General features: G+C 73.5%; 28 protein-coding genes and 1 pseudogene. 20 read left to right on the top strand and 9 right to left on the bottom strand.

The genetic code is table 11. The annotated features are described in order from the left end of the window. Window positions 1-3: 3 nt before the first annotated feature. Genes sufU through QWY29_RS12265 form a run of 5 tightly spaced genes read left to right on the top strand, consistent with a single transcriptional unit; the run spans window position 4 to window position 2,943 of the window. Entirely contained in the window at window positions 4-453 is a 450-nt protein-coding gene (gene sufU / locus QWY29_RS12285; protein ID WP_300961251.1) for a Fe-S cluster assembly sulfur transfer protein SufU, read from the top strand. After that, window positions 450-830 (top strand): metal-sulfur cluster assembly factor, encoded by a 381-nt coding sequence (locus tag QWY29_RS12280; RefSeq protein ID WP_166188327.1) that lies wholly within the window; start codon window positions 450-452, stop codon window positions 828-830. The genes sufU and QWY29_RS12280 overlap by 4 nt, the downstream gene beginning before the upstream one ends. Before the next feature lie 7 nt (window positions 831-837). Beyond that, window positions 838-1,353 (top strand): ASCH domain-containing protein, encoded by a 516-nt coding sequence (locus tag QWY29_RS12275; protein WP_300961243.1) that lies wholly within the window; start codon window positions 838-840, stop codon window positions 1,351-1,353. A gap of 23 nt (window positions 1,354-1,376) precedes the next feature. Next, on the top strand, window positions 1,377-1,979 hold the full coding sequence (locus QWY29_RS12270) for an acVLRF1 family peptidyl-tRNA hydrolase (RefSeq protein ID WP_300961240.1): 603 nt from the start codon (window positions 1,377-1,379) through the stop codon (window positions 1,977-1,979). Between the two features lie 58 nt (window positions 1,980-2,037). Then, window positions 2,038-2,943 (top strand): phosphotransferase, encoded by a 906-nt coding sequence (locus QWY29_RS12265; protein ID WP_300961237.1) that lies wholly within the window; start codon window positions 2,038-2,040, stop codon window positions 2,941-2,943. A gap of 6 nt (window positions 2,944-2,949) precedes the next feature. Here QWY29_RS12265 and ypfJ read toward each other — a convergent pair whose 3' ends face one another. Continuing rightward, window positions 2,950-3,894: a KPN_02809 family neutral zinc metallopeptidase gene (gene ypfJ / locus QWY29_RS12260; protein ID WP_300961235.1), complete on the bottom strand. Its 945-nt coding sequence runs from the start codon at window positions 3,892-3,894 to the stop codon at window positions 2,950-2,952. A 67-nt stretch (window positions 3,895-3,961) separates the two neighbouring features. Here ypfJ and abc-f point away from each other — a divergent pair, with 67 nt between their 5' ends. From abc-f to QWY29_RS12235, 5 genes and pseudogenes are all read left to right on the top strand, one after another. After that, the gene (abc-f, locus tag QWY29_RS12255; protein ID WP_300961231.1) at window positions 3,962-5,560 is read left to right on the top strand and encodes a ribosomal protection-like ABC-F family protein; all 1,599 of its coding nucleotides are present in this window, start codon (window positions 3,962-3,964) and stop codon (window positions 5,558-5,560) included. A gap of 63 nt (window positions 5,561-5,623) precedes the next feature. Next, complete coding sequence (locus tag QWY29_RS12250; protein WP_300961229.1) at window positions 5,624-6,427, top strand: enoyl-CoA hydratase/isomerase family protein; 804 nt, start codon at window positions 5,624-5,626, stop codon at window positions 6,425-6,427. Window positions 6,428-6,437: 10 nt separating this feature from the next. Beyond that, window positions 6,438-8,312, top strand: a complete 1,875-nt coding sequence (locus QWY29_RS12245) for an ABC transporter ATP-binding protein (RefSeq protein ID WP_300961227.1) — start codon at window positions 6,438-6,440, stop codon at window positions 8,310-8,312. Window positions 8,313-8,364: 52 nt separating this feature from the next. Beyond that, window positions 8,365-8,703: pseudogene (locus QWY29_RS12240) on the top strand (SDR family NAD(P)-dependent oxidoreductase); the annotation flags it as partial. 70 nt (window positions 8,704-8,773) lie between these two features. Beyond that, on the top strand, window positions 8,774-9,124 hold the full coding sequence (locus QWY29_RS12235) for an SDR family oxidoreductase (protein ID WP_300961225.1): 351 nt from the start codon (window positions 8,774-8,776) through the stop codon (window positions 9,122-9,124). Here the strand turns inward: QWY29_RS12235 and QWY29_RS12230 are convergent. Further along, window positions 9,010-9,954, bottom strand: a complete 945-nt coding sequence (locus tag QWY29_RS12230; RefSeq protein WP_300961223.1) for an SURF1 family cytochrome oxidase biogenesis protein — start codon at window positions 9,952-9,954, stop codon at window positions 9,010-9,012. The two genes, QWY29_RS12235 and QWY29_RS12230, sit on opposite strands and share 115 nt — an antisense overlap. A gap of 88 nt (window positions 9,955-10,042) precedes the next feature. On the opposite strand from QWY29_RS12230, the gene moaA reads away from it, so the two are divergent. Continuing rightward, on the top strand, window positions 10,043-11,044 hold the full coding sequence (moaA, locus tag QWY29_RS12225; RefSeq protein WP_300961222.1) for a GTP 3',8-cyclase MoaA: 1,002 nt from the start codon (window positions 10,043-10,045) through the stop codon (window positions 11,042-11,044). Here moaA and QWY29_RS12220 read toward each other — a convergent pair. Then, a complete protein-coding gene (locus tag QWY29_RS12220; RefSeq protein WP_300961219.1) occupies window positions 11,041-11,289 on the bottom strand; it encodes an acetone carboxylase in 249 nt (82 codons plus the stop codon). The two genes, moaA and QWY29_RS12220, sit on opposite strands and share 4 nt — an antisense overlap. A 33-nt stretch (window positions 11,290-11,322) precedes the next feature. Then, on the bottom strand, window positions 11,323-11,664 hold the full coding sequence (locus QWY29_RS12215) for a DUF3099 domain-containing protein (protein ID WP_300961218.1): 342 nt from the start codon (window positions 11,662-11,664) through the stop codon (window positions 11,323-11,325). 57 nt (window positions 11,665-11,721) lie between these two features. On the opposite strand from QWY29_RS12215, the gene QWY29_RS12210 reads away from it, so the two are divergent. The 5 genes from QWY29_RS12210 to QWY29_RS12190 all read left to right on the top strand — a co-directional run bounded on the left by QWY29_RS12210 (window position 11,722) and on the right by QWY29_RS12190 (window position 15,235). Then, a complete protein-coding gene (locus tag QWY29_RS12210) occupies window positions 11,722-11,934 on the top strand; it encodes a dodecin (protein WP_300961216.1) in 213 nt (70 codons plus the stop codon). 74 nt (window positions 11,935-12,008) lie between these two features. After that, window positions 12,009-12,746: a beta-ketoacyl-ACP reductase gene (locus tag QWY29_RS12205; RefSeq protein ID WP_300961214.1), complete on the top strand. Its 738-nt coding sequence runs from the start codon at window positions 12,009-12,011 to the stop codon at window positions 12,744-12,746. 1 nt (window position 12,747) lies between these two features. Continuing rightward, window positions 12,748-13,560: an enoyl-ACP reductase FabI gene (gene fabI, locus QWY29_RS12200; protein ID WP_300961212.1), complete on the top strand. Its 813-nt coding sequence runs from the start codon at window positions 12,748-12,750 to the stop codon at window positions 13,558-13,560. Between the two features lie 29 nt (window positions 13,561-13,589). Further along, window positions 13,590-14,114 carry a SixA phosphatase family protein gene (locus tag QWY29_RS12195; protein WP_300961210.1) on the top strand — a complete coding sequence of 175 codons (525 nt, stop codon included), beginning with the start codon at window positions 13,590-13,592 and terminating at the stop codon, window positions 14,112-14,114. A 164-nt stretch (window positions 14,115-14,278) separates the two neighbouring features. Next, a complete protein-coding gene (locus QWY29_RS12190) occupies window positions 14,279-15,235 on the top strand; it encodes a hypothetical protein (RefSeq protein WP_300961208.1) in 957 nt (318 codons plus the stop codon). A 124-nt stretch (window positions 15,236-15,359) separates the two neighbouring features. Here QWY29_RS12190 and serB read toward each other — a convergent pair whose 3' ends face one another. Beyond that, a complete protein-coding gene (gene serB / locus QWY29_RS12185) occupies window positions 15,360-16,568 on the bottom strand; it encodes a phosphoserine phosphatase SerB (protein ID WP_300961206.1) in 1,209 nt (402 codons plus the stop codon). 32 nt (window positions 16,569-16,600) lie between these two features. Next, complete coding sequence (locus tag QWY29_RS12180; protein WP_300961204.1) at window positions 16,601-17,341, bottom strand: Rv1486c family protein; 741 nt, start codon at window positions 17,339-17,341, stop codon at window positions 16,601-16,603. A 60-nt stretch (window positions 17,342-17,401) separates the two neighbouring features. Here QWY29_RS12180 and QWY29_RS12175 point away from each other — a divergent pair, with 60 nt between their 5' ends. Genes QWY29_RS12175 through QWY29_RS12160 form a run of 4 tightly spaced genes read left to right on the top strand, consistent with a single transcriptional unit; the run spans window position 17,402 to window position 20,652 of the window. Further along, on the top strand, window positions 17,402-18,196 hold the full coding sequence (locus QWY29_RS12175; protein WP_300961202.1) for an ABC transporter ATP-binding protein: 795 nt from the start codon (window positions 17,402-17,404) through the stop codon (window positions 18,194-18,196). 25 nt (window positions 18,197-18,221) lie between these two features. Next, complete coding sequence (locus QWY29_RS12170) at window positions 18,222-18,683, top strand: NfeD family protein (protein WP_300961200.1); 462 nt, start codon at window positions 18,222-18,224, stop codon at window positions 18,681-18,683. A 10-nt stretch (window positions 18,684-18,693) separates the two neighbouring features. Beyond that, window positions 18,694-19,890: an SPFH domain-containing protein gene (locus tag QWY29_RS12165; protein WP_300961198.1), complete on the top strand. Its 1,197-nt coding sequence runs from the start codon at window positions 18,694-18,696 to the stop codon at window positions 19,888-19,890. Continuing rightward, the gene (locus QWY29_RS12160) at window positions 19,891-20,652 is read left to right on the top strand and encodes a sulfite exporter TauE/SafE family protein (RefSeq protein WP_300961196.1); all 762 of its coding nucleotides are present in this window, start codon (window positions 19,891-19,893) and stop codon (window positions 20,650-20,652) included. It abuts the gene before it with no gap. A 39-nt stretch (window positions 20,653-20,691) separates the two neighbouring features. On the opposite strand, the gene QWY29_RS12155 is transcribed toward QWY29_RS12160, so the two are convergent. Genes QWY29_RS12155 through QWY29_RS12145 form a run of 3 tightly spaced genes read right to left on the bottom strand, consistent with a single transcriptional unit; the run spans window position 20,692 to window position 22,800 of the window. Next, complete coding sequence (locus QWY29_RS12155; RefSeq protein ID WP_300961194.1) at window positions 20,692-21,063, bottom strand: DUF4267 domain-containing protein; 372 nt, start codon at window positions 21,061-21,063, stop codon at window positions 20,692-20,694. 49 nt (window positions 21,064-21,112) lie between these two features. Continuing rightward, window positions 21,113-22,060: an alpha/beta hydrolase gene (locus tag QWY29_RS12150; RefSeq protein WP_300961192.1), complete on the bottom strand. Its 948-nt coding sequence runs from the start codon at window positions 22,058-22,060 to the stop codon at window positions 21,113-21,115. Continuing rightward, window positions 22,057-22,800 carry a glycerophosphodiester phosphodiesterase gene (locus tag QWY29_RS12145; protein ID WP_300961190.1) on the bottom strand — a complete coding sequence of 248 codons (744 nt, stop codon included), beginning with the start codon at window positions 22,798-22,800 and terminating at the stop codon, window positions 22,057-22,059. Before QWY29_RS12145 ends, QWY29_RS12150 begins: the two co-directional genes overlap by 4 nt. Window positions 22,801-22,843: the final 43 nt, after the last annotated feature.

Genomic DNA, 22,843 nt, shown 5'->3' with positions numbered 1-22,843 from the left:
GGAATGAACGCCGAGCTGGACTCGCTGTACCAGGAGATCATCCTGGACCACTACAAGAACCCGCACCACGCGGGGCTGCGCGACCCCTACGAGGCCGAGGTCCACCACGTGAACCCGACCTGTGGGGACGAGGTCACGCTGCGCGTGCACCTCGACGGCGGCACCGTCGCCGACGTGTCGTACGACGCCGTGGGCTGCTCGATCTCGCAGGCCTCCGCGTCGGTGCTCACCGACCTCGTCATCGGCAAGCCGGTCGACGAGGCGATGTCGGTGCACCAGGAGTTCCTGGCCCTGATGCAGGGCAAGGGGACCGTGGAGCCCGACGAGGACGTGCTGGAGGACGGCATCGCCTTCGCCGGTGTCGCGAAGTTCCCGGCGCGCGTGAAGTGCGCCCTGCTGTCGTGGATGGCCTGGAAGGACGCCACGACCCGATCCCTGGAGGAGACCCGATGACCGAGCTCGACCACTCCGACCTGCCGGAGGTCCCCGAGGCCACCGGTGCCGCTCCTGCCGGCTCCTCGACCGTCTCGCCCGAGGAGGTCACCGAGGCGATGAAGGACGTCGTCGACCCCGAGCTGGGGATCAACGTCGTCGACCTGGGCCTCGTCTACGACGTGCACGTCGACGAGGGCTCGAACGTCGTCCTCGACATGACGCTCACCTCGGCGGCCTGCCCGCTGACCGACGTCATCCAGGACCAGACCAACGCCGCGCTCGAGGGCCTGGTCAACGACGTCGCGATCAACTGGGTCTGGATGCCGCCGTGGGGCCCGGACAAGATCACCCCCGACGGCCGCGAGCAGCTGCGCGCCCTCGGCTTCAACGTCTGAGCCGGAGATGACCGCGCCCGCGAGCGACCCCGAGGTCGAGACCTTCTGGGTGCTCGCGCGCCGGCAGGCCAAGCTCGAGCGGCTGCCGGCGTACTTCGGTCCCTCGGGCCTGGTCTCGCTGCCTCCGCCGGCCTGGTCCCTCGGGTCCACGCCGGAGCAGGCCGACGCGCTGGCCCGCCTGGTGCTGGACGGGGTCAAGACCGCGACCGCCAGCGCCGCCGAGGACTACCGGCTTGAGGGCGAGCCGCTGCCGGAGCCGGGCACGCTCGGCATCGTGCTCGACGGCGGCGGCCACCCGCGGGCCCTGGTCGCGACCACCGAGGTCGTGGTCGTGCCCTTCGACGAGGTCCCGGAGGAGCACGCGTCCGCCGAGGGCGAGGGCGACCGCACGCTGGCGACCTGGCGGGCCCGCCACGAGGCGTTCTTCCGCGACGTCGACCCGCACGGGCGCGGCTTCCGCCCCGACATGCCGGTGGTGCTCGAGCGGTTCCGCGTGCTGCACCCGAAGCCGCCGAAGCGGTGACCGCCGGCGCCCAGGTGGTCCCGGTGCCCGCGGAGCGCTGGCCGCGGTGGGTGCTGAACTTCCAGGGCCGGCACGGGTCGACCGCGCTGACGGTCTCCGCCGGCGCGCTCGCCGGCACCGCGGCGGACGGCTCCACCTTCGCGGCGTCGCTGCCGTTCGACGGGCAGTACGCCGACCTGCCGGACGTCGACGCGTTCGCCACCGCGGCCTCGGCCGCCGTCCCGGCCGACTGGGGCGTGCTGCTCGTGCGCAAGGGCGGCTTCGCCGTGGCCCGGCTGTCCGGCACCGCCGTCGTCGACTCCAAGGTCGGCCAGCGGCACGTCCAGGGCCGCACCAAGGCCGGTGGCCAGAGCCAGCAACGCTTCGCCCGGCGGCGGGACAACCAGGCCCGCTCGGCCTACGAGGCCGCGGCGGGCCACGCCGCCCGCGTGCTCGCCGGCCTGGCCGGCCCGCTGGTCACCGGCGGCGACCGGGCCGCGGTCGAGGAGGCGCTGGCCGACCCGGCGCTCGCCCGGCTCCGCGTGGTCGGCCCCTGGCTCGCCGTGCCCGACCCCCGCCGGGCCGTGCTCGACGGCGCCGTCCTCGACGCCTGCGCGATCCAGGTGCGGGTGCACAACGCGCCCTGACACCCTCCTCGTGCGCGCCTGCGTGACGTGGGCGGCCCCCGTGGCTAGCGTCCGAGCCATGTGGCAGCCCGAGCCGGGGTGGCTGGCGATGCCCGGCGGGAGCGGTACGTCGACCGTCGGGGTCTGGCGCACGGTCCTCGGCGACCAGCCGGTCGTGGTCAAGCGGCTCGCGCGCCCCGCCCCGGACGACCCGCACGAGCTCACCGACCCGCACCACCCGGCGTACTGGCGACGGCCGGCGGACGTCCTCACCAGCGGCCTGGTCGTCGGCACGCCCGGTCTGCGGGCCGACCCGCAGGCGGCGGCCGACGAGGACGCCGAGGGCATCACGCTGACCCAGGCGTGGGTCGAGGACGCCGCCAACAGCGGGCTGTTCGTCGCGCTGTGCCTCGGCAGGTTCGCCGGCGCGGCGCTGGAGGGACCGGCGCTCGCGCGGGACCAGCTGCGGCACCGGATGACCCGGGTCGAGCGCGGCGGCGGGTGGCGCACCCTGGCGCGCACGACCGTCGCCGACGTCGCCGACCACCTGTGGTCGCGGCGGCTCACGCTGCTGGGCGGGCTGGACGACCTGCCGCAGGTGCCGCAGCACGGCGACCCGACGCCGGCGAACCTGCCGGGCCGCGACGGCGACGACCTGCTCGCGCTCGACTGGGGAACCCTCGGGCACGGGCCGGTGGGCGCCGACCTCGGCTACTACGCCCTCCAGGCCCGCGAGGAGCTCGAGCCGCTGGTCGAGGCGTACCTCCTCGGCCTCCCCGACGGCCTGGCCACGCCCGAGCAGGTGCTGCACGGCGCTCGCGTGACCGCGGTGCTCACCGCGCTCAACCGGGCCGAGTGGGCGCTCGCGCGGGTGGCCGGGGGAGAGGGCGCGTTGGCCGGCAAGTATCGCCACCCCGCCGTCGCCCCGCACCTGCGCGCGCTCCAGCGGCAGGCCCCGCACCTCGAGGCGCTGCTGCGCGACTGAGCCCCGTCAGAGGCTGCGGGCCGTGAAGGTGTCGCAGTCGTCGAGCGAGCCCGTCTCGAAGCCGGTGCGGAACCACCGCACGCGCATCGCGGCCGAGCCGTGGGTCCAGGTCTCCTCGGTCACCTGCCCGCGGGTCTTCTGCTGGATCCGGTCGTCGCCGACGGCCTCGGCAGCCGCGACCGCCTCCTGCACGTCGCGCTCGGTCAGCTCGCTGATGAGCACCTGGCCGTCGGCGTCCTGGGTCGAGGTGGCCGCCCGCGCCCACATGCCGGCGTAGCAGTCGGCCTGCAGCTCCAGCCGCACCGCGTCGCTCTGCGGGCCCTGCTGGGTGCGGACCTTGCCCATGGCGCCGAGCAGGTTCTGGATGTGGTGGCCGTACTCGTGGGCCAGCACGTAGGGCTCGACGAAGCCACCGTCCGGGCCGCCGAGCTGCCGCTCGAGCACCGCGTCGAAGAAGGTGGTGTCGAGGTAGATCGAGGAGTCGCCCGGGCAGTAGAACGGCCCGACGTCGGACGTCGCGCCGCCGCAGCCGGTCTGGGTCGAGCCGGAGAACGTCGCGAGCTGGTCGACCGGCTGGAACCGGCCGCCGAGCTCGTCGGACCAGAAGTCGTGCAGGGAGTTCTCCACCGCGACGCGCGCGCAGTCGGGGTCGTTGTTGGCGTCCTCGCCGGTCTCGCAGCTCTCGTAGCGGTCGGTGTCGGCGAACCGGCTGGTGTCGTACGCCGCGCCGCCCAGGCCGGGCAGGCCACCCCCACCGCCGCCCCCGACGCACTGGGTCAGCACGAGGAACAGCACCACCACGAGCACGCCGCCGATGCCGCCGCCCGCGCGCAGGCCACCGGGGATCGCCATGCCGCCGCCCGACCGTCCGCCGAAGCCGCCGCCACCGCCGCCGCGCCCGCGGTCGCGGACCCGTCCGGTGTCCAGCCGCGCCTTGGGGTTGAACCGCATGGTGACTCCTCACACGTGCCTGGGGTTTCGTGCCTGGCCCTTACCCACAACTAGACTCGGAGGCCTCATGATCACCGCCACCCAGCTGGAAGTCCGAGCGGGCGCGCGACTGCTCATGGAGAACGTCAGCTTCCGGGTCGCACCCGGGGACAAGATCGGTCTGGTCGGGCGCAACGGCGCCGGCAAGACGACGCTGACCAAGATCCTCGCCGGCGAGGGTCAGCCCGCGAGCGGGACGGTGACCACCAGCAGCGAGGTCGGCTACCTGCCGCAGGACCCCCGCACGGGCGACCCCGAGGTGCTGGCGCGCGACCGCATCCTGTCCGCGCGCGGCCTCGACGACGTCGTACGCCGCCTGCGCGACGCCGAGACGGCGATGGGTAGCGACGACCCGGCCGTGCGCGACAAGGCGATGCGCCGCTACGAGCGCGCCGACGCCGAGCTGCACGCCGGTGGCGGGTACGCCGCCGAGTCCGAGGCCGCGGTCATCGCGCACAGCCTCGGCATCGAGGACCGGATCCTCACCCAGCCGCTGAAGACCCTCTCGGGTGGTCAGCGGCGCCGCGTCGAGCTGGCGCGCATCCTGTTCTCGGGCGCGGAGATCCTCATCCTCGACGAGCCCACCAACCACCTCGACGCCGACTCGATCGTGTGGCTGCGCGACTTCCTCAAGGCCCACCGTGGCGGGTTCATCGTGATCAGCCACGACAACGGGCTGCTGGAGGAGACCGTCAACAAGGTCCTCCACCTCGACGCCAACCGCGGCGTCATCGACGTCTACAACATGGGCTGGAAGGACTACCTGGTCCAGCGCGAGACCGACGAGCGGCGCCGCAAGCGCGAGCGGGCCAACGCCGAGACCAAGGCCAAGACGCTCACCGACCAGGCCAACCGGATGCGCGCCAAGGCCAGCAAGGCCTCGGCGGCGCAGTCGATGCTCAAGCGCGCCGAGAAGATGATGGCCGGGCTCGAGGGTGAGCGGCAGGCCGACAAGGTCGCGCGGATCGCCTTCCCCAAGCCGGCCGCCTGCGGCAAGACCCCCCTCACCGCCGAGGGGCTGTCGAAGTCCTACGGCTCGCTGGAGGTCTTCACCGACGTCGACCTCGCGATCGACAAGGGCTCCCGCGTGGTCATCCTCGGCCTCAACGGCGCGGGCAAGACCACGATGCTGCGGATCCTGGCCGGCGTCGACGCGGCCGACACCGGCGAGGTCGTGCCGGGCCACGGGCTGAAGGTCGGCTACTACGCCCAGGAGCACGAGACGCTCGACACCGAGCGGACGGTGCTGGAGAACATGCAGTCCGCCGCCCCGCAGCTCACCGACACCGAGGCGCGCTCGGTGCTCGGCTCGTTCCTCTTCTCCGGGGAGGACGCGCACAAGCCGGCCAAGGTGCTCTCCGGCGGCGAGAAGACCCGTCTCGCGCTGGCCTCGCTGGTGGTCTCCAGCGCCAACGTGCTGCTGCTCGACGAGCCGACCAACAACCTTGACCCCGCCTCCCGCGAGGAGGTGCTCGCTGCGATCCGCTCCTACGAGGGCGCGATCGTGCTGGTCACCCACGACGAGGGCGCCGTGCGCGCGCTCGAGCCCGACCGGGTGCTGCTGCTGCCCGACGGCGACGAGGACCTGTGGAACGAGGAGTACGCCGACCTGGTGTCCCTGGCCTGACGGCTGCTCGGCCGTTCGGCAGCGGTGCAGGCGTTGTCGGCGGCCGGACCTAGGCTCGCGCCCATGACGACACCCTCACCGGAGACGCTCGCCGCGGCGGGCCTGCAGCTGGACCTGACCGGTCCGGTCGCGACGATCACGCTGGACCGCCCGGACGTGCGCAACGCGCAGACGCCGACCATGTGGCGGGCGCTGGCCGACCTCGGGGCCGGGCTGCCCGGCGACGTACGCGTCGTGGTGGTGCGGGGCAACGGGCCGGCCTTCTCCGCCGGGCTCGACCGCAGGCTGCTGGACCCGTCCTCGATCGGTGGCGAGGAGGAGTCGGTGGCCGGGCTGGTCACGCTCTCCGACGCGGAGCTGTCGGCGACGATCGACGCCTACCAGCGCGGCTTCACCTTCCTGCGCGACCCGCGGTTCGTCTCGGTGGCCGCGGTGCACGGCTACGCGATCGGCGCGGGCTTCCAGCTCGCGCTCGCGTGCGACCTGCGCGTGCTCTCCTCCGACGCCCAGCTGTCGATGAAGGAAGCGGCGCTCGGCCTGGTGCCGGACCTCACGGGAACAAAGCCGCTGGTCGAGAGCGTTGGGTACGCCAGGGCACTCGAGATCTGCGCGACCGCGCGGATGGTCGGTGCCGACGAGGCCGTGCGGATCGGCCTGGCGCTGGCCGCCGTGCCGACCGAGCAGCTGGACTCGACGGTCGCCGACCTGGTGCAGGCCCTGGTCGCGCCCCTCCCGGGCGCGGTCACCGAGATCAAGACGCTCCTGCAGGGAGCGGACGAACGGGACCTCGAGACGCAGCGGCGTCTGGAGCGCGAGGCGCAGGTGCGCCGGTTCCGTGAGATGGCCGCCCTCGCGGGAGGCCGGTGAAGGAGCAGCCATGTCGGGCATGTACGGCGCGGGCGCGGCGTGGCGCCACCTGAGGTCCGACCGCAGCGTGGTCGACAACCGGATCAGCGGCGAGACGCTGCGCCGGGTGCTCGGCTTCGCGCGCCCGCACCGGCGCACCATCTCCGTCTTCCTCCTGCTGACGGTCGTCGACGCGGCGATGGTCGTCGTCACCCCGCTGCTGGTGCAGCGGGTCGTCGACGACGGCATCCTGGCGGGCGACGGCGGCCTGGTCACGATGATCGCGCTGGCGATGGCCGGCGTCGCGCTGGTCAACGCGGTGCTCGCGGTCATCGGTGGGTGGTTGTCCTCGCGGATCGGTGAGGGCCTGATCTACGACCTCCGCACGCAGGTCTTCGGGCACGTGCAGCGCCAGTCCCTGGCGTTCTTCACCCGCACCCAGACCGGCGCGCTGGTCTCCCGGCTCAACAACGACGTGATCGGCGCCCAGCGCGCGTTCACCTCGACCCTGTCCAGCACGGTGTCCAACACGATCGCGGTGCTCGTCGTCGGCATCGCGATGTTCGCGCTGAGCTGGCAGGTCACGCTGCTGTGCCTGGCGATGTTCCCGATCCTCTTCGGCGTCTCCCGCTTCGTCAGCGCCAAGCTGGCCGGCCTGACCCGCCGCCAGATGGACGGCAACGCCGACCTCGGCAACGTGATGACCGAGCGCTTCAACGTCGGCGGCGCGATGCTGCTCAAGCTCTTCGGCCGCCGCGGCGAGGAGGACGCGCTGTTCGCGTCCAAGGCCGCCAACGTGCGCGACCTCGGGGTGCGGATCTCGCTGATCACCCGCATCTTCGGTGCCGCGATGATGCTCGTCCCCGCGCTGGCGACCGCGCTGGTCTACGGCGTCGGCGGCCACCTGGCCATCGACGGCACCCTGACGGTCGGCACCCTGCTGGCCCTGGCCACCCTGCTGCTGCGGCTGCTCGGCCCGCTCCAGGGGCTGTCCAACGTGCGCATCGACGTGATGACGGCGCTGGTCAGCTTCGAGCGGGTCTTCGAGGTCCTCGACCTGCCCTCGCTCGTGCGGGAGAAGCCGGGTGCGGTCGCGCTGCCGCCGTCGGCCTCCCGCCTGGAGTTCGACCACGTCTCCTTCACCTACCCGCGCGCCGACGACGTCTCGCTCGCCTCGTTGGAGACCGTGGCCCGGCCCGAGGCCCGCGACACCGCCGAGGTGCTCCACGACATCACCTTCTCCGCCGACGCGGGGCAGATGATCGCGCTCGTCGGGCCGTCGGGCGCCGGCAAGACGACGGTGACGCACCTGGTCGCCCGGCTCTACGACGTCGAGCAGGGCGCGGTCCGCGTCGGGGGCCACGACGTGCGCGACGTGACCCTCCAGTCGCTGGAGGACGTCGTCGGGTACGTCACCCAGGACGCGCACATGTTCCACGACACCATCCGCGCGAACCTCGGCTACGCCCGTCCGGGCGCGACCGAGCAGCAGATGTGGGACGCGCTCGAGGCCGCCCAGGTGGCCGCCCTCGTCCGCGCGCTGCCCGACGGGCTGGACACGGTCGTGGGCGACCGCGGCTACCGCCTCTCCGGCGGCGAGCGCCAGCGGCTCGCGATCGCCCGGCTCCTGCTCAAGGCGCCCTCGATCGTCGTGCTCGACGAGGCCACCGCCCACCTCGACTCCGGCTCGGAGGCCGCGGTCCAGCGGGCGCTCGACGCGGCCCTGGCCGGGCGGACCTCGTTGGTGATCGCCCACCGGCTCTCCACCGTCCGCGACGCCGACCTCATCCTCGTGCTCGAGGACGGCCGCATCGTCCAGTCCGGGACGCACGCGCAGCTGCTCGCCCAGGGCGGGCTGTACGCCGAGCTGCACCGGACCCAGTTCTTCGAGGACGTGCCCGCCTGACGCGGGTCGCCGTGACGGTGCGGGGGAGACCGGTCCGGGGGAGACTGGTCGGGTGGACCTCTCCCTGACCGATCGCGTCTACCTCGTCACCGGCGGCGCCCGCGGGCTCGGCCGGGCCACCGTCGACGTGCTGGTGGCCGAGGGGGCGCGCGTCGTGCTCTCCGGCCGCTCCGCGGACGCGCTCGCCGACGCGCGGGCCGAGCTGGGACCGGACCGCGTGGCCACGGTCGTCGCGGACAACGCCGACCCCTCGACGCCCGCCCGGCTGCTCGAGGCCGCGGACGGAGCGTTCGGCCGGCTCGACGGCGCCCTGGTCAGCGTCGGCGGCCCGCCGAAGGGACCGGTGCTGGCGATGACCGACGAGCAGTGGACGAGCGCCTTCGAGACGGTCTTCCTCGGCGCCGTCCGCCTCTGCCGGGCGGTCGCCACCGCGCTGCCCGAGGGCGGGTCCGCTCGCCCTGGTGCTGTCCTCGAGCGTCCGGTCGCCCCTGGCCGACATGGCTCTCTCCAACGGGCTGCGACCCGGCCTGGCCATGGTCGCGAAGACGCTCGCCGACGAGGTCGGGCCACGCGGCGTACGCGTCAACGGGCTGCTGCCCGGGCGCGTGGCCACCGACCGGGTGGCCGAGCTCGACGCGCTGGCCGGGGACCCCACCGAGGTGCGGGCCGCGGCCGAGGCCACGATCCCGCTGCGCCGCTACGGGCGGCCGGAGGAGTTCGGTCGCGCGGCGGCGTTCCTGCTGTCGCCGGCGGCGTCGTTCGTCTCCGGCGTGATGCTGCCGGTCGACGGCGGCGCGTTGCGCGCGCTCTGAGCGCCGTCCCCGTCGGCGGGCTGCCGCGGGGGACGCGGCGGCCGCTTGCCGGTGCGCGGGTCGGCCTTGGGGCGCGGGGGCCGCTTGCCGGAGCGCTGGCCGTGCGGGCCGCGCTTGAGCTCGTCGTAGGCGAGGTAGAGGAAGCCGAAGATCGCCAGCGCCCCGAAGAACCACCACTGCAGCCCGTAGAAGAAGTGCGGGCCGTCGTTCTGCTCCGGCAGCTCGGGCGCGGCCAGGGACTCCGCCGGCTCGGGGTCCTCCGAGCGCAGGTCGACGAAGCCGCCGTAGGTCTCGCGGCCGATCGCCTCGCCGATGGCCTGGCTGTCGACCGCGCGGGTGCGGCCGTCGACGACCCGGGTGCTGTCGCCGGTGCCGTCCTCACGGACGTAGCCGGTGATCGTCACCTCGCCCGGCGGCGGGGCCGGCACGTCGGCGTCGTCGCCGCCGCGGTTGTCGGTGGCCATCCAGCCCCGGTCGACGACCAGCGTGGTGCCGTCGTCGGTGACCAGCGGGACCACGACGTCGATGCCCGACTGCCCGTCGCGGGTGCGGTAGCGGACGATGACCGTGTCCTCGACTGCGTACTCGCCCGTCGCCGTGACCACGCGCCACTCGTCCTCGTCGGCGACCTCGCCGCCGGGGGAGAGGATGTCCCCGACCGGCGCGGGCTCGAGGTTCTCGTTGCGCTCCACGACGCGGTTGCTGTCGCGACGCTCGTCGAGGCGGTCGAACTGCCAGTTGCCGAGCCACCAGGTCGCCCACGCCACCACGACGATGGCGACGGCGAAGAGGGCCCAGCGCCGACTCAGCAGGAACCGGAAGCGACGCACCTCTCGAGGTTATCCGGCCCGGTGGCGCGGTCCGCCCGCGGTGCGCGTGATCTGCGACTCCTGAGGGTGGGGCGCCTAGACTGCTGGAGTGGTGACGACGAGAGCTCTCGAGGACCGGTACGGCCGGGTGGCCACCGACCTGCGCGTCTCCCTGACCGACCGGTGCAACCTGCGGTGCAACTACTGCATGCCGGCCGAGGGCCTGGACTGGCTGCCCGACGACTCGGTGCTGACCGACGACGAGGTCGTGCGGCTCATCGGGATCGGCGTCGCGCACCTGGGGATCCAGGAGGTCCGGTTCACCGGCGGCGAGCCGCTCGTGCGGCGCGGCCTGCTCGGCATCGTCGAGCGCACCCGCGCCCTCGGGCCCGACCTCGAGCTCTCCATCACCACCAACGCGCTCGGGCTCGCCCGCACGGCCGACAAGCTGGCCACGGCCGGGCTCGACCGGGTCAACGTCAGCCTCGACACCGTGCGCGCGGAGACCTTCCACACGATCACCCGCCGCGACCGGCTCCACGACGTCGTCGCCGGGCTCGAGGCGGCCCGCGCCGCCGGGCTCGGCCCGGTCAAGGTCAACGCCGTGCTGCTGCGGGGCACCAACGACGACCAGGCCGGTGAGCTGCTCGCCTGGTGCATCGAGCGCGGCTACGAGCTCCGGTTCATCGAGCAGATGCCGCTGGACGCCCAGCACGGCTGGTCGCGGACCGGCATGGTCACCGCGGAGGAGATCTTCGAGCGGCTCGCGCGCGACTTCGTGCTCACCCCGGCCGTCGAGCCGCGGGGGAGCGCTCCGGCCGAGCTGTTCCTCGTCGACGGCGGCCCCGCCACGGTCGGCGTGATCGCCTCGGTGACGCGACCGTTCTGCGGCGACTGCGACCGGGTGCGGCTCACCGCCGACGGCCAGGTGCGCAACTGCCTGTTCGCCCGCGAGGAGTCCGACCTCCGCGCCGCCCTGCGGTCCGGTGCACCGGACTCCGAGATCGCCGACCGGTGGGTCGTCGCGATGCGCGGCAAGCGCGCCGGCCACGGCATCGACGACCCGGCGTTCCTGCAGCCCGACCGGCCGATGTCGGCCATCGGGGGCTAGTCCGCCGGAGGCTGGTCCGGGGGCTCCGGCTGGTCGGGCTGGTCGGGCTGGTCGGTGGTCCCGTGCGGGACCACGTCCTTGAGGAAGCTGCGCGCGCCGAGGAAGTCCGCCAGCGACTGCCGGTGGTCCTCGCACGCCAGCCACACCTTGCGGCGCTCGGGCGTGTGCAGCTTCGGGTTGTTCCACAGCAGCTGCCACGCGGCCGGCGCCTGGCAGCCCTTGGCCGAGCAGGTGTCGGGCTCCATCACTGGTCCATCAACCGGTCCGTCACGAGAGGATCATCGCCCGGCGCGGCCGACCTCCGGCTCGCGGGGGCCCTGGCCAAGCTCGGGGGCCCCGTACGCGCCGGTCTGCAGCGCGAAGCCCTCCTTGCGGGTGGCCTGCACGTTGGCCAGCACCACGGCGATGTAGGGGAGGATGATCGCGCCGGCGATGAGGAACGGCCAGACCCACTGCCACCCGGCGAGGGCGGTCACGACGGCGCCCACGAAGCAGATCGAGCGGATGCTCATCGACAGCAGGTACCGCTTCTGACGAGCGGCGATGTCGACGTTGCGGCTGGAGGCCGCCGTGGTGATGCGCACCGCGTCGTCGCGGTCCCTGCGCTGGTCGCGGGCCATGTCCTCCAGCGTACGTCGCTAGGCTGCGCTACCCACGCGTCGAACGGAAGGCTCCCTATGACGAACCGCACGTACCGCGTCACCGAGATCGTCGGCACCTCGCCGGACGGGATCGACGAGGCCATCCGCAACGGGGTGGAGCGCGCCGCGCGCACCCTGCGCCACCTCGACTGGTTCGAGGTGACCCAGGTCCGCGGCCAGGTCAAGGACGGGACCGTCGAGCACTTCCAGGTCGGCCTCAAGGTCGGCTTCCGCCTCGAGGACGACTGATCCCGGCCCGCTGGGGACGCACCCGCCGCCGCGCCATTCGGCGTACCTATCGGTAATCACTAGCGTCCTTGGACGTGAGTGACACAGACCCCGCGGCGACGTCCCCAGCAGGCAGGTCGGTGCTCGTCACCGGCGGCAACCGCGGCATCGGCCGGGCCATCGCCGAGGCGTTCCTGGCCCAGGGCGACCGCGTCGCGGTGACGACCCGCAGCGGCGGCGCGCCCGACGGCGCGCTCGACGTGCGCTGCGACGTGACCGACCCCGCCGCCGTCGACGCCGCCTTCGCCGAGGTCGAGGCCGCGCACGGCCCGGTCGAGGTGCTCGTCGCCAACGCCGGCATCACCCAGGACACGCTGCTGCTGCGGATGAGCGAGGACGACTGGTCCTCGGTCATCGACACCAACCTCACCGGCTCCTACCGCCTCGCCAAGCGCGCGTCGAAGGGGATGCTGCGGCTGCGCCGCGGCCGGATCATCCTGATCTCCTCGGTCGTCGGGCTGCTCGGTTCGGCCGGCCAGACCAACTACGCAGCCTCCAAGGCCGGCCTGGTCGGCCTGGCGCGCTCCCTGGCCCGCGAGCTCGGGTCGCGGTCGATCACCACCAACGTCGTCGCGCCCGGCTTCGTCGAGACCGACATGACCGGGGTGCTCACCGACGAGCAGCGCGACACGATCAAGGCGCAGGTGCCGCTCGGGCGCTACGCCGTGCCGGCCGAGGTCGCCTCCGCGGTGACCTGGCTGGCCTCCGACGACGCGGGGTACGTCACCGGGGCCGTGATCCCCGTCGACGGTGGCCTCGGGATGGGGCACTGACATGACCGACACGACCACCACCCCCGCAGCTCCTGCCGGGATCCTCGCGGGCAAGCGCATCCTCGTCGCCGGCGTCACGATGGACTCCTCCATCGGCTTCGCCACCGCGAAGGTCGCCCAGGAGCAGGGCGCGACCGTGCTCATCTCCAACTTCGGCCGCGCGCTGGGCATCACCCGGCGCATCGCCAAGCGGCTGCCCGTCGAGCCGCCGGTGCTCGAGCTCGACGTGACCGACCCCGAGCACCTCGAGCGGCTGCCCGACCTGGTCCGCGAGCACCTCGGCCCCGACGCCGGTCTCGACGGGGTCGTGCACTCCATCGCCTACGGCAACCCCGAGACGCTGCTGGGCGGCCGCTTCCTGGACGGCCCCTGGGAGGACGTCGCGCAGGCGGTCCAGGTGTCGGCGTACTCCCTGAAGTCACTGGCGCTGGCCTGCAAGCCGCTGATGGGTCGTGGCGGGTCGGTCGTCGGGCTGACCTTCGACGCGACGGTGGCGTGGCCGGCGTACGACTGGATGGGCGTGGCGAAGGCCGGGCTGGAGTCGACCTCCCGCTACCTCGCGCGCGACCTCGGGGCGGACGGCATCCGCTGCAACCTGGTCTCGGCCGGTCCGCTGCGGACGCTCGCCGCGAAGGCGATCCCCGGCTTCAGCGACCTCGAGGACCTGTGGGGGACCCGCGCGCCGCTCGGCTGGGACAACACCGACCAGGAGCCGACCGCGCGCGCGGTGTGCGCGCTGCTGTCGGACTTCTTCCCGGCCACGACCGGCGAGATCGTCCACGTCGACGGCGGCTTCCACGCGATGGGCGCCTGAGCGTCGCCGACCTGACACACTTCGGCACCGTGAGCGCAGACGAGGGCACCCGCACGCTGGTCGTCATCCGGCACGCCGCCGCCGAGGCCGACGGCCCGACCGACGCCGAGCGCCGCCTCTCCGAGCGCGGGCACGCCGACGCCGCCGCCGTCGGCGCCTGGCTGTCCTCGCTCGGTGTCGCGCCCGACCACGCCGTCGTCTCGGCCGCCGTCCGCACCGTCCAGACCTTCGACGACATCGCCGACGCCGCCGGCTGGGACCTCGAGCCCGACGTCGACGAGAGCCTGTACGCCGCCGGCCCCGAGACCGCCCTCGACCTGCTGCGCACCGTCCCCGACGACGTCCGCACGCTCGTCGTCGTCGGCCACAACCCGACCATGGCCTCCCTCGCCCAGCTGCTCGACGACGGCGAGGGCGACCTCGACGCCGGCAACCGCCTCGCCCTCGGCTACCCGCCCTCCGCCACCACCGTCCTCTCCTACGACGGCGACTGGGAGCACCTCTCCGACGCCTCTGCCTCCGTCGTCGCCTTCTTCGTCGGCGGCGGGCGCTAGGGAGGCAGGGAAGTGCCGGGCATCCCAAGTTCACTTGGGATGCTCACGCTTCGCGGCCGATGCATGGGCCGTGAAGCGTGCACAGAGGCCGCACAGTGACCGGCTCGTCCACAGGCTGAGGCCGACCGTGACAGGTGTGGTCGAGGCCGGGCAGGCCTCGATGCATGCAGAAGCCCATCGAGCTCCGTCCGCCGGAGGACCCGCGCAACGGCCCGGTCCTCCTCCGCCAGCAGCTGTTGGCCGCCGGCTACAACGACAACGCGATCGCCCGGATGAAGCGCGGCGGCGTGATCAGGCCGCTGCGCGGCGGGGCGTACGTCGCCGCCGAGGTCTGGGAACGGTTGGACGAGGTCGGTCGCTACGGCCTGCGCTGCCGGGCAGTCCTCGGACAGGCCAAGGCACCTGTGGTTCTCTCGCACGTCTCCGCCCTCCCGGAGTACGACGCGCCGACGTGGGGCTTCGACCTCGTTGACGTCCACGTGACCCGGACCGACGGCATCCGTGGCAGGCGGGCCCGTGGGGTGCAGCAGCACGTGGGGACGCTGCGGCCCGCCGACCTGGTGCGAGTCAACGGCGTACCCGCTGTCACCCCGGCGCGAGCCGCCCTCGACACGGTAATGCTCGGGTGTTCCGAGGCGAGCCTGGTGGTGATGAACGACCTGACCCACCGGGGCCTGGCGAGCGAGGCGGAGCTCAGGGAGCAGTACGTCGAGATGCAGACCTGGCCGGGCATGAGTGCCGCCGAGGTCCTCCTCCGCCTGGTGGACCCGCGCATCGAGTCGGTGGGGGAGAGCCGGACGTTCTGGGCGCTCTACCAGCAACGGCTGCCGCGGCCGGTGAGCCAGTACGAGGTCAAGGACTCCGCAGGCCGCGTCATCGCGCGGCTCGACTTCGCCTGGCCGGAGCTCGGGGTGTGGCTGGAGTTCGACGGGCGGGAGAAGTACGAGAAGCACCGCCGGCCGGGGGAGAGCGTCGCTGACGCCGTCGTACGCGAGAAGAACCGCGAGGACCTGGTGCGTCGGGTGACGGGCTGGCGCTGCATCCGCATCACTTGGGCGGACCTGGCTGATCCGCGCCGCCTTGCCGCGATCATCCACCGCGTGCTGTTCCCGGCGGCGTGATCGCCGAGTTGGCTGCAGGAGAAGGCTCACTTCGCGGTCATCTCTACCGCTCTGCGGCCAATGCGATGGCCGCGAAGCGTGAGCATCCCAAGTTAACTTGGGATGCGCGCACCCCCCGAACTCCCTAAATCGGAGGGGCAGGAGTGACGATGCCGGCGGCGGCGTCGGCGGCTTCGATCTCCTCGCGGGAGATGCCGAGCAGGTAGAGGATGGCGTCGAGGTAGGGGACGTTGACGGAGGTGTCGGCGGCGTCGCGGACGAGCGGCTTGGCGTTGTAGGCGATGCCGAGGCCGGCGGCGTTGAGCATGTCGAGGTCGTTGGCGCCGTCTCCGATGGCGATGACGGCGTCGATGGGGACGCCGATGTCGGCGGCGAACTCGCGCAGGGCGCGGGCCTTGCCGGCGCGGTCGACGACCTCGCCGACGACGCGGCCGGTGAGGTGGCCGTCGACGACCTCGAGCTCGTTGGCGCGGGCGTAGTGGATGCCGAGGTCGGCGGCGAGGCGGTCGGTGACCTGGGAGAACCCGCCGGACACGATCGCGAACCGGTAGCCGAGCCGCTTGAGGGTGCGGACCATCGTGCGGGCGCCGGGGGCGAGCTGGAGGTTCTCGTAGACCGAGTCGAGGGCGGTGGCCGGCACCCCCTCGAGCAGGGCGACTCGTGCGCGCAGCGACTCCTCGAAGTCGACCTCGCCGCGCATCGCCCGCTCGGTGACGGCGGCGACCTCGGCCTCGCAGCCGGCGTGGGCGGCCAGCATCTCGATGACCTCGCCCTGCACGAGGGTGGAGTCGACGTCCATGACGATCAGCCGCATGCCGCGGCGCAGCAGGCCGGCGGGCTGCACGGCGATGTCGATGCCGCGCTCGGCCGCCTCGGTGGCGAGCACGGTGCGCAGGGCGGCGGGGGAGGCGCCGGAGACGTGCAGCTCGATGGCGGTGACCGGGTAGCGCGCCATCCGCTCGATGCGGTCGATGTTCGCGCCGCACTCGGCGATCCGGCCGGCGACGACGGCCATGTCGGTGGCGCGCAGCGGCGAGCCGAGGACGGTGACGTGCGCCCGGCCGCCAGCGCGTGAGCGGTTGTCGCCGCTGCCGCGCTCGACCTCGACGCTCATGCCGAGGTCGGTGGCGGTGGTGGTCACGGCGTCGCGCAGCCGCTCCCAGTCCCGCGGGACGGTGACGAGCACGCCGAGGATGAGCCGGCGGCGGAGCACGATCTGCTCCACGTCGACGACCTCGACGCCGATCTCGGCGAGCGTCGAGAAGATCGCCGAGGTGACGCCCGGGCGGTCCTTGCCGGTGAGCGTGATGAGCAGGGTCTCCGGGGTCTCCATCGCGGCTGAGGCTATCGCCCGCCGGCCCCGGCTCAGGCGGGCGGCCAGACCTCGGGCGAGCAGGCCGCCACGAGCGCGCGCCGACCGGCGCGGGCGAGCGGCACCAGGGCGTCGCGCCGGGCGGACATCTCGTACGCCGTCACGGCGCCGCCGTCGTCGGCGAGCGCGAGGCCGGCGATCCCGAGGGCCTGGAACCCGCGGGCGGCGAGGTCGACGCAGCGGGCCGGCACGCCGGGCGGCGCCTCGAGCGCGGGGCGGTGGCGCAGGTTCAGCAGCCGGTCCGCGACCTCGGGGTTCCAGCGGGCGACGTCGAGCTCGGCGAGCAGGGTCGCGGACTCCAGCAGCGCGGCGCGCAGCCCGCGGTCGGCCTCGCCCACGTCGGGCAGCTGCCGGCGCGCGGCGGGGTGGAGCACCCACGCGACGGCGGCCCCGGTGCGCTCGGGCACCAGGCCGAGGTCGGCGCCGAGCACGACGACGGCCGAGCCGACCTCGAGGGCGGCGGCGTTGAAGGGGGCCGGCCCGCCGAGGCCGACGGGGTCGCCCTCGGCCGGGAACGCCGCTCCGAAACCGGTCGCCCCCTCGGCCCGCAGCCGGGCCAGGCCGCCGACGAGGGTGTCGGTGCCCTGGAACGGGTCGGCCACGGTGTGGGTGGCGTCGCCGCCGATGACGGCGTCGACGAGCAGGTCGGTGACGACCGCGCCGCGCAGCCAGGCGGTGCCCCACCAGGCGAGCCGGGCGGCGGCCGGGAGCGTGTCGGGGTGGTCGTCGGGCACGGCCCGAGACTGTACGACGGGGCCCCTCGCCGCCGTCGGCGCAGTCGCTAGGGTGACGCCATGGCCGCAGTCCTCGAGTTCGCCGACGTGACCGTCCGCCGGGGTCAGGCCACCCTGCTCGACCGGGTGTCGTGGACCGTCGAGGAGGACGAGCGCTGGGTGGTCCTCGGGCCCAACGGCGCCGGCAAGACCACGCTGCTCCAGGTCGCGGCGGCCCAGCTGCACCCGACCACGGGCGTGGCCGGGATCCTCGAGGAGGTCCTCGGGACGGTCGACGTCTTCGAGCTGCGCCCGCGCATCGGCCTGACCAGCGCGGCCCTCGCCGAGCGGGTGCCGCGGCACGAGAAGGTCCACGACGTCGTCGTCTCCGCGTCGTACGGCGTGGTCGGGCGCTGGCGCGAGGACTACGACGAGCTGGACCACGACCGGGCGCGCGACCTGCTCGCGGAGGTCCGGGCCGACCACCTGGTCGACCGCACCTTCGGGACGCTCAGCGAAGGCGAGCGCAAGCGCGTGCAGATCGCCCGCGCCCTGATGACCGACCCCGAGCTGCTGCTCCTCGACGAGCCGGCGGCCGGGCTCGACCTCGGGGGCCGCGAGGACCTCGTCTCGACGCTGAGCGTGCTCGCGATGGACCCCGACTCCCCGGCCACGGTGCTGGTCTCCCACCACGTGGAGGAGATCCCGCCGGGCTTCAGCCACGCGATGCTGCTGCGCGAGGGCGCCGTCGTGGCCGCGGGCCTGCTCGACCACGTGCTGACCGAGGAGAACCTCGCCGCCACCTTCGGCATGCCGCTGGTGCTCCGCCACGAGGACGGACGCTGGGCCGCCCGGCGGCGTACCCGGGCCCGCTAAGACCCCTACCGATAGGGTCGGTGACATGGACTGGCTCGGAGACAACGCCTGGGCGGTGTGGCTCGGGCTCGGGTTCACGCTGGGGGTCGCCGAGCTCTTCAGCCTCGACCTGATCCTGCTGATGCTGGCCGTCGGCGCGTTCGCGGGGATGGTCGCCGGCCTGCTCTCCGCCCCGCTGGTCGTGCAGATCCTCGTCGCGGCCGCCGCGTCGGTCGCGATGCTCGCGCTGGTGCGCCCCTCGGTGGTCAAGCGGCTGCACAGCGGCCCCGACCTCGAGATGAGCCACCACAAGCTCGTGGGTCAGCAGGGCGTCGTCCTGCACGAGGTCAGCGCGCTGGAGCCCGGCCGCATCCGGGTCTCGGGCGAGGACTGGACCGCCCGGCCGTACGACGACCTGGTCACCATCGCGCCCGGCGAGGCCGTCGAGATCCTCCAGATCCGCGGCGCGACCGCCTACGTCCACCCCGTCCCTCGCCTCGAGAGCTGAGGAGCTCCCCATGACCGTCGTCCTCGTCCTGCTGGCCGTGCTGCTGGTCTTCGTGATCACGCTGCTGGCCAAGACGGTGCGGATCGTGCCGCAGGCGCGCGCCGGCATCGTCGAGCGGTTCGGCAAGTACAAGCAGACGCTGCCCGCCGGCCTGAACATCGTCGTGCCGTTCATCGACAAGGTCCGCTACCTGATCGACCTGCGCGAGCAGGTCGTCAGCTTCCCGCCGTCCTCGGTCATCACCGAGGACAACCTGACCGTCGAGATCGACACCGTCATCTACTTCCAGGTCATCGACCCGGTCGCGGCGACCTACGAGATCGCCAACTACATCCAGGCCGTCGAGCAGATCACGATGACCACGCTGCGCAACATCGTCGGTGGCATGGACCTCGAGCAGACCCTGACCAGCCGCGAGACGATCAACTCCGGCCTGCGCGGCGTGCTCGACGAGGCCACCGGCAAGTGGGGCATCCGCGTCGGCCGGGTCGAGATCAAGAGCATCGACCCGCCGCCGTCCATCAAGGACACGATGGAGAAGCAGATGCGCGCCGACCGCGACAAGCGCGCCGCGATCCTCACCGCGGAGGGCCAGCGCCAGTCGGCCATCCTCACCGCCGAGGGCCAGAAGCAGTCCGCGATCCTCCAGGCCGAGGGCCAGCGCGAGTCGCAGATCCTGCGGGCGCAGGCCGACCGCGAGGCCGCGATCCTGCGGGCCCAGGGTGAGGGCCAGGCGATCCAGACGGTCTTCCAGGCCATCCACGACGGCCAGCCGGACCAGTCGCTGCTGGCCTACCAGTACCTCCAGATGATGCCGAAGATCGCCGAGGGCGACGCCAACAAGGTCTGGATCATCCCGAGCGAGTTCAACGAGGCGCTCAAGGGCCTCGGGTCGACGATGAGCCAGCTCCAGGGCATCCCGCAGGAGGTCGACGGCCCCCGCACCCGCGTCGACATGGGCCCGGCCGAGCCGCAGCTGCCGCGCGGGGCCAACCGCGACGACGGCGAGCTGAGCGAGGCCAACGAGGCCGTGCAGGCCGCGATCCGGGAGGCCGCGTCCGCCGCCGAGCCGCGGTCCAGCAGCAGCGCGAGCGCGAGCGCGAGCAACGCCGGCACGGGGCTCGAAGCCGGCACCGACCCGTCGATCGACCCCGTCGACGTACCCCCGGAGCCGCCGGCGGACCCCGCAGCACCTCCGGTCTCGTAGGTGCTGCTGGAGTCCGCGGCGATCCTCCTCGCGGGGGTCGCGGCCGGCACCATCAACACGGTCGTCGGGTCGGGCACGCTCATCACGTTCCCGACGTTGCTCGCCTTCGGCGTGCCGCCGGTGACAGCGAACGTCTCGAACAACATCGGCCTGGTGCCCGGGTCGGTCTCGGGCGCCATCGGCTACCGGCGCGAGCTGGCCGGGCAGCGGGCCCGGGTGCAGCGCCTGGTCACCGGCTCGCTGCTCGGCGGCCTGGTGGGCGCGGTGATGCTGCTCGTGCTGCCCGAGGGTGCCTTCGAGACGATCGTCCCGGTGCTCATCGGCCTCGGCATCGTCCTGGTGGTGGTGCAGCCGCGGGTCTCGCGCACCGTCGCCCGCCGGCGCGAGGAGCGCCCGGTCGAAGGCACGCGCCCCGACCCGTGGTGGATCTGGCCGGCGACCGCGTTGACCGGTGTGTACGGCGGCTACTTCGGCGCCGCCCAGGGCGTGCTGCTGATGGGCGTGCTCGGCATCGGCGTGGAGGAGTCGCTCCAGCGGCTGAACGCGGTCAAGAACATCCTCGCCGCGACCGTCAACGGCGTGGCCGGGCTGCTCTTCGTCGTCGTCGCCGACGTCGACTGGCGGATCGTCGCGCTCATCGGCGTCGGCGCCGTCATCGGGGGCCAGATCGGCGCGACCGTGGGTCGTCGCCTGCCCCCGACGGTGCTCCGCGCGGTGATCGTGGTGGTCGGCCTGGCCGCGCTGGTCTCGTTCGCGCTCTGAGCGCCCGCGAGGAGGGACCGCGCAGCCCGGCCGGGTGCGTCAGGCGGTCGCGGACTTCCCCTCGCGCAGGCCGAGGAGGCCGGCGACGACCGCGCCGGAGGCGACCGCGGTCATGGCCTGGCCGGCCTTGGCGGGCGCCGAGCCGTCCTTGGTGGCGAGGTAGCCGGTGGCCGCGTCGGCGACGTCGACGAGGATGCCGAGCAGCACGAGCGTGCGCCGTGCCTTGCCCGAGGCGAGCAGCGTGGCGGCGCCCAGGGCGATCTCGCGGGTGCCGAACAGGCGGGTCACGTAGGGCACCTGCGGGTTGGTCCGGGGGTCCAGCATCATCTGCTGCGCGGCCATGCTCGGGTTGGCGAGCGAGGTGACGCCGATGGCGATGCGGCCCAGGGAGAGTCCGGTCACGGGGTTCATGCCGCCGGACACTAGCGGGGCGCGGGGCCGACCCGGAGGGGAGTCCGGATCAGTCGACCCAGGCCCGGTGCCACCGCTCGATGGCGTCGTACGCCGCGGCGCGCGGCGCGGGCAGGGACAGCACGACGTCGTGCCGGGCGTCGGGCACCGCGACGTAGGTGACGTGCGGCCCGACCGCGGTGGCCCACCGGCGGATCTGCGGGACCTCGAGCACGATGTCGTGGCGGTGGACGTCGTCGTCCATGGCGCTCGGCCGCGTGCTGGCGCCGGAGGAGAGCACGAGCACCGGGCAGGGCACGGCGAGGCCGGCGTGCAGGCGGGCGTGGCCGCGGCGCACGGCGCGCAGCCAGCCGGCGTGCACCGCGAAGGACTCGATCGGCTTCCAGGCCAGGTCGAAGTCCCACTCGCCCTCGTGGTCGCGGTGCAGGCTGCGGGCGTAGAAGCCGCTGACCGACCGCGGCAGCGCGCGCATGGGGGCGCGGCGGCCGACCTGGTCGACGACGACGGTGCCGAGGGTGCGCAGCAGGACGCTGCCCTGCATGTCGAACCATGGTGAGTTGAGCACCATGCCGGCGAGCCCGGCCGGCCTGCGGGAGTCGGCCCACAACGCGATGGTCAGCCCGCCGGTGGAGTGGCCGGTCAGCACGACGTGGTCGTGGCCGTCGCGGCCGGTGACGAGCGCCCAGGCGGCGTCGAGCTCGGCGGCGTACTCCGCCAGGTCGGCGACGTAGTTGGGGGTCTGGTGGGGCCGCAGGGACCGGCCGTACTTGCGCAGGTCCAGGGCGTAGAAGTCGTAGCCGCGCTCGGTCCACCACTCGGCGTACCCGGTCTGGAAGAAGTAGTCGGCGAACCCGTGGACGTGGAGCACCGCCCGCCGCGTCGGGGCCGCGGCCCGCCGCTGCACGAGCGTCGCGACGACCGGGCCTTCCTCGTCGTCGGGGAGGACGATCTCCTCGGCCAGGTAGGGCTCGCCCAGGACGTCGGGGGTCGTGCTCATGCCCGGATTCTGCCCGTACGCCGTCCGCGGATCGCCAGGGCCTCCTGCGGGCGGTTGGTGGTCACCAGCCAGGCCCGGCCGGGCCGCAGCCAGTGGCGCAGCGAGCCGGGGGTGTCGATCGTCCACACGAGCAGCGGCATCCGGCGCCGCCGGGCGAAGCCGGCCAGCCCGGCGCGGGCCAGCCAGTGGTGGGCGACGACGAGGTTGGCGCGGGACTGGCGGTAGCGCAGGTGCGGCCACACCTCGGAGGCCCGCACGCGCAGCTGGCGCCAGACAGGGAAGCCGGTGACCTTGCGGCCCAGCGACAGGCCGACGAGCAGGTCGGGCAGCCCGTGCGCCTCGGCCCAGTCGCGGACCTCCCGCACCGAGGCGTCGTCGAGGGTGGTGACGATCAGGTTGTCGCCGCCGAGCCGCTCGACCGCCAGCGCGGTGGCCTCGGCGCAGGACCCGACGAACTTGAGGTCCAGGTGGGCCTTGCGGCGCCCGGCGAGCGCGTCGAGCACCTCGTCGTAGGTCATCAGGTCCGGCACCACCGCCCGCAGCTCCTCGACCGTCAGCGACGCGAGCGGCACGTCCTCGCCGGCGAGCTCGACGACCGAGTCGTGGAAGACCACCAGCGAGCCGTCGCCGCACCGCTCGACGTCGAACTCGACGAAGTCGACGTCCAGGGACAGCGCCCGGTCGACGGCGGCGCGGGTGAGGCAGCGGTGGGCGCTGAGCTGGACCGGGTCGTGGCGCACGGGCCCATCCTCGCGCGTGGCGTTTCGGACCGCGTGGCACGGT

The organism is Nocardioides abyssi, from assembly GCF_030412915.1.
In the GTDB taxonomy this organism is placed as follows: domain Bacteria; phylum Actinomycetota; class Actinomycetes; order Propionibacteriales; family Nocardioidaceae; genus Nocardioides; species Nocardioides abyssi.
This window is presented reverse-complemented; position numbering and strand designations above follow the sequence as displayed.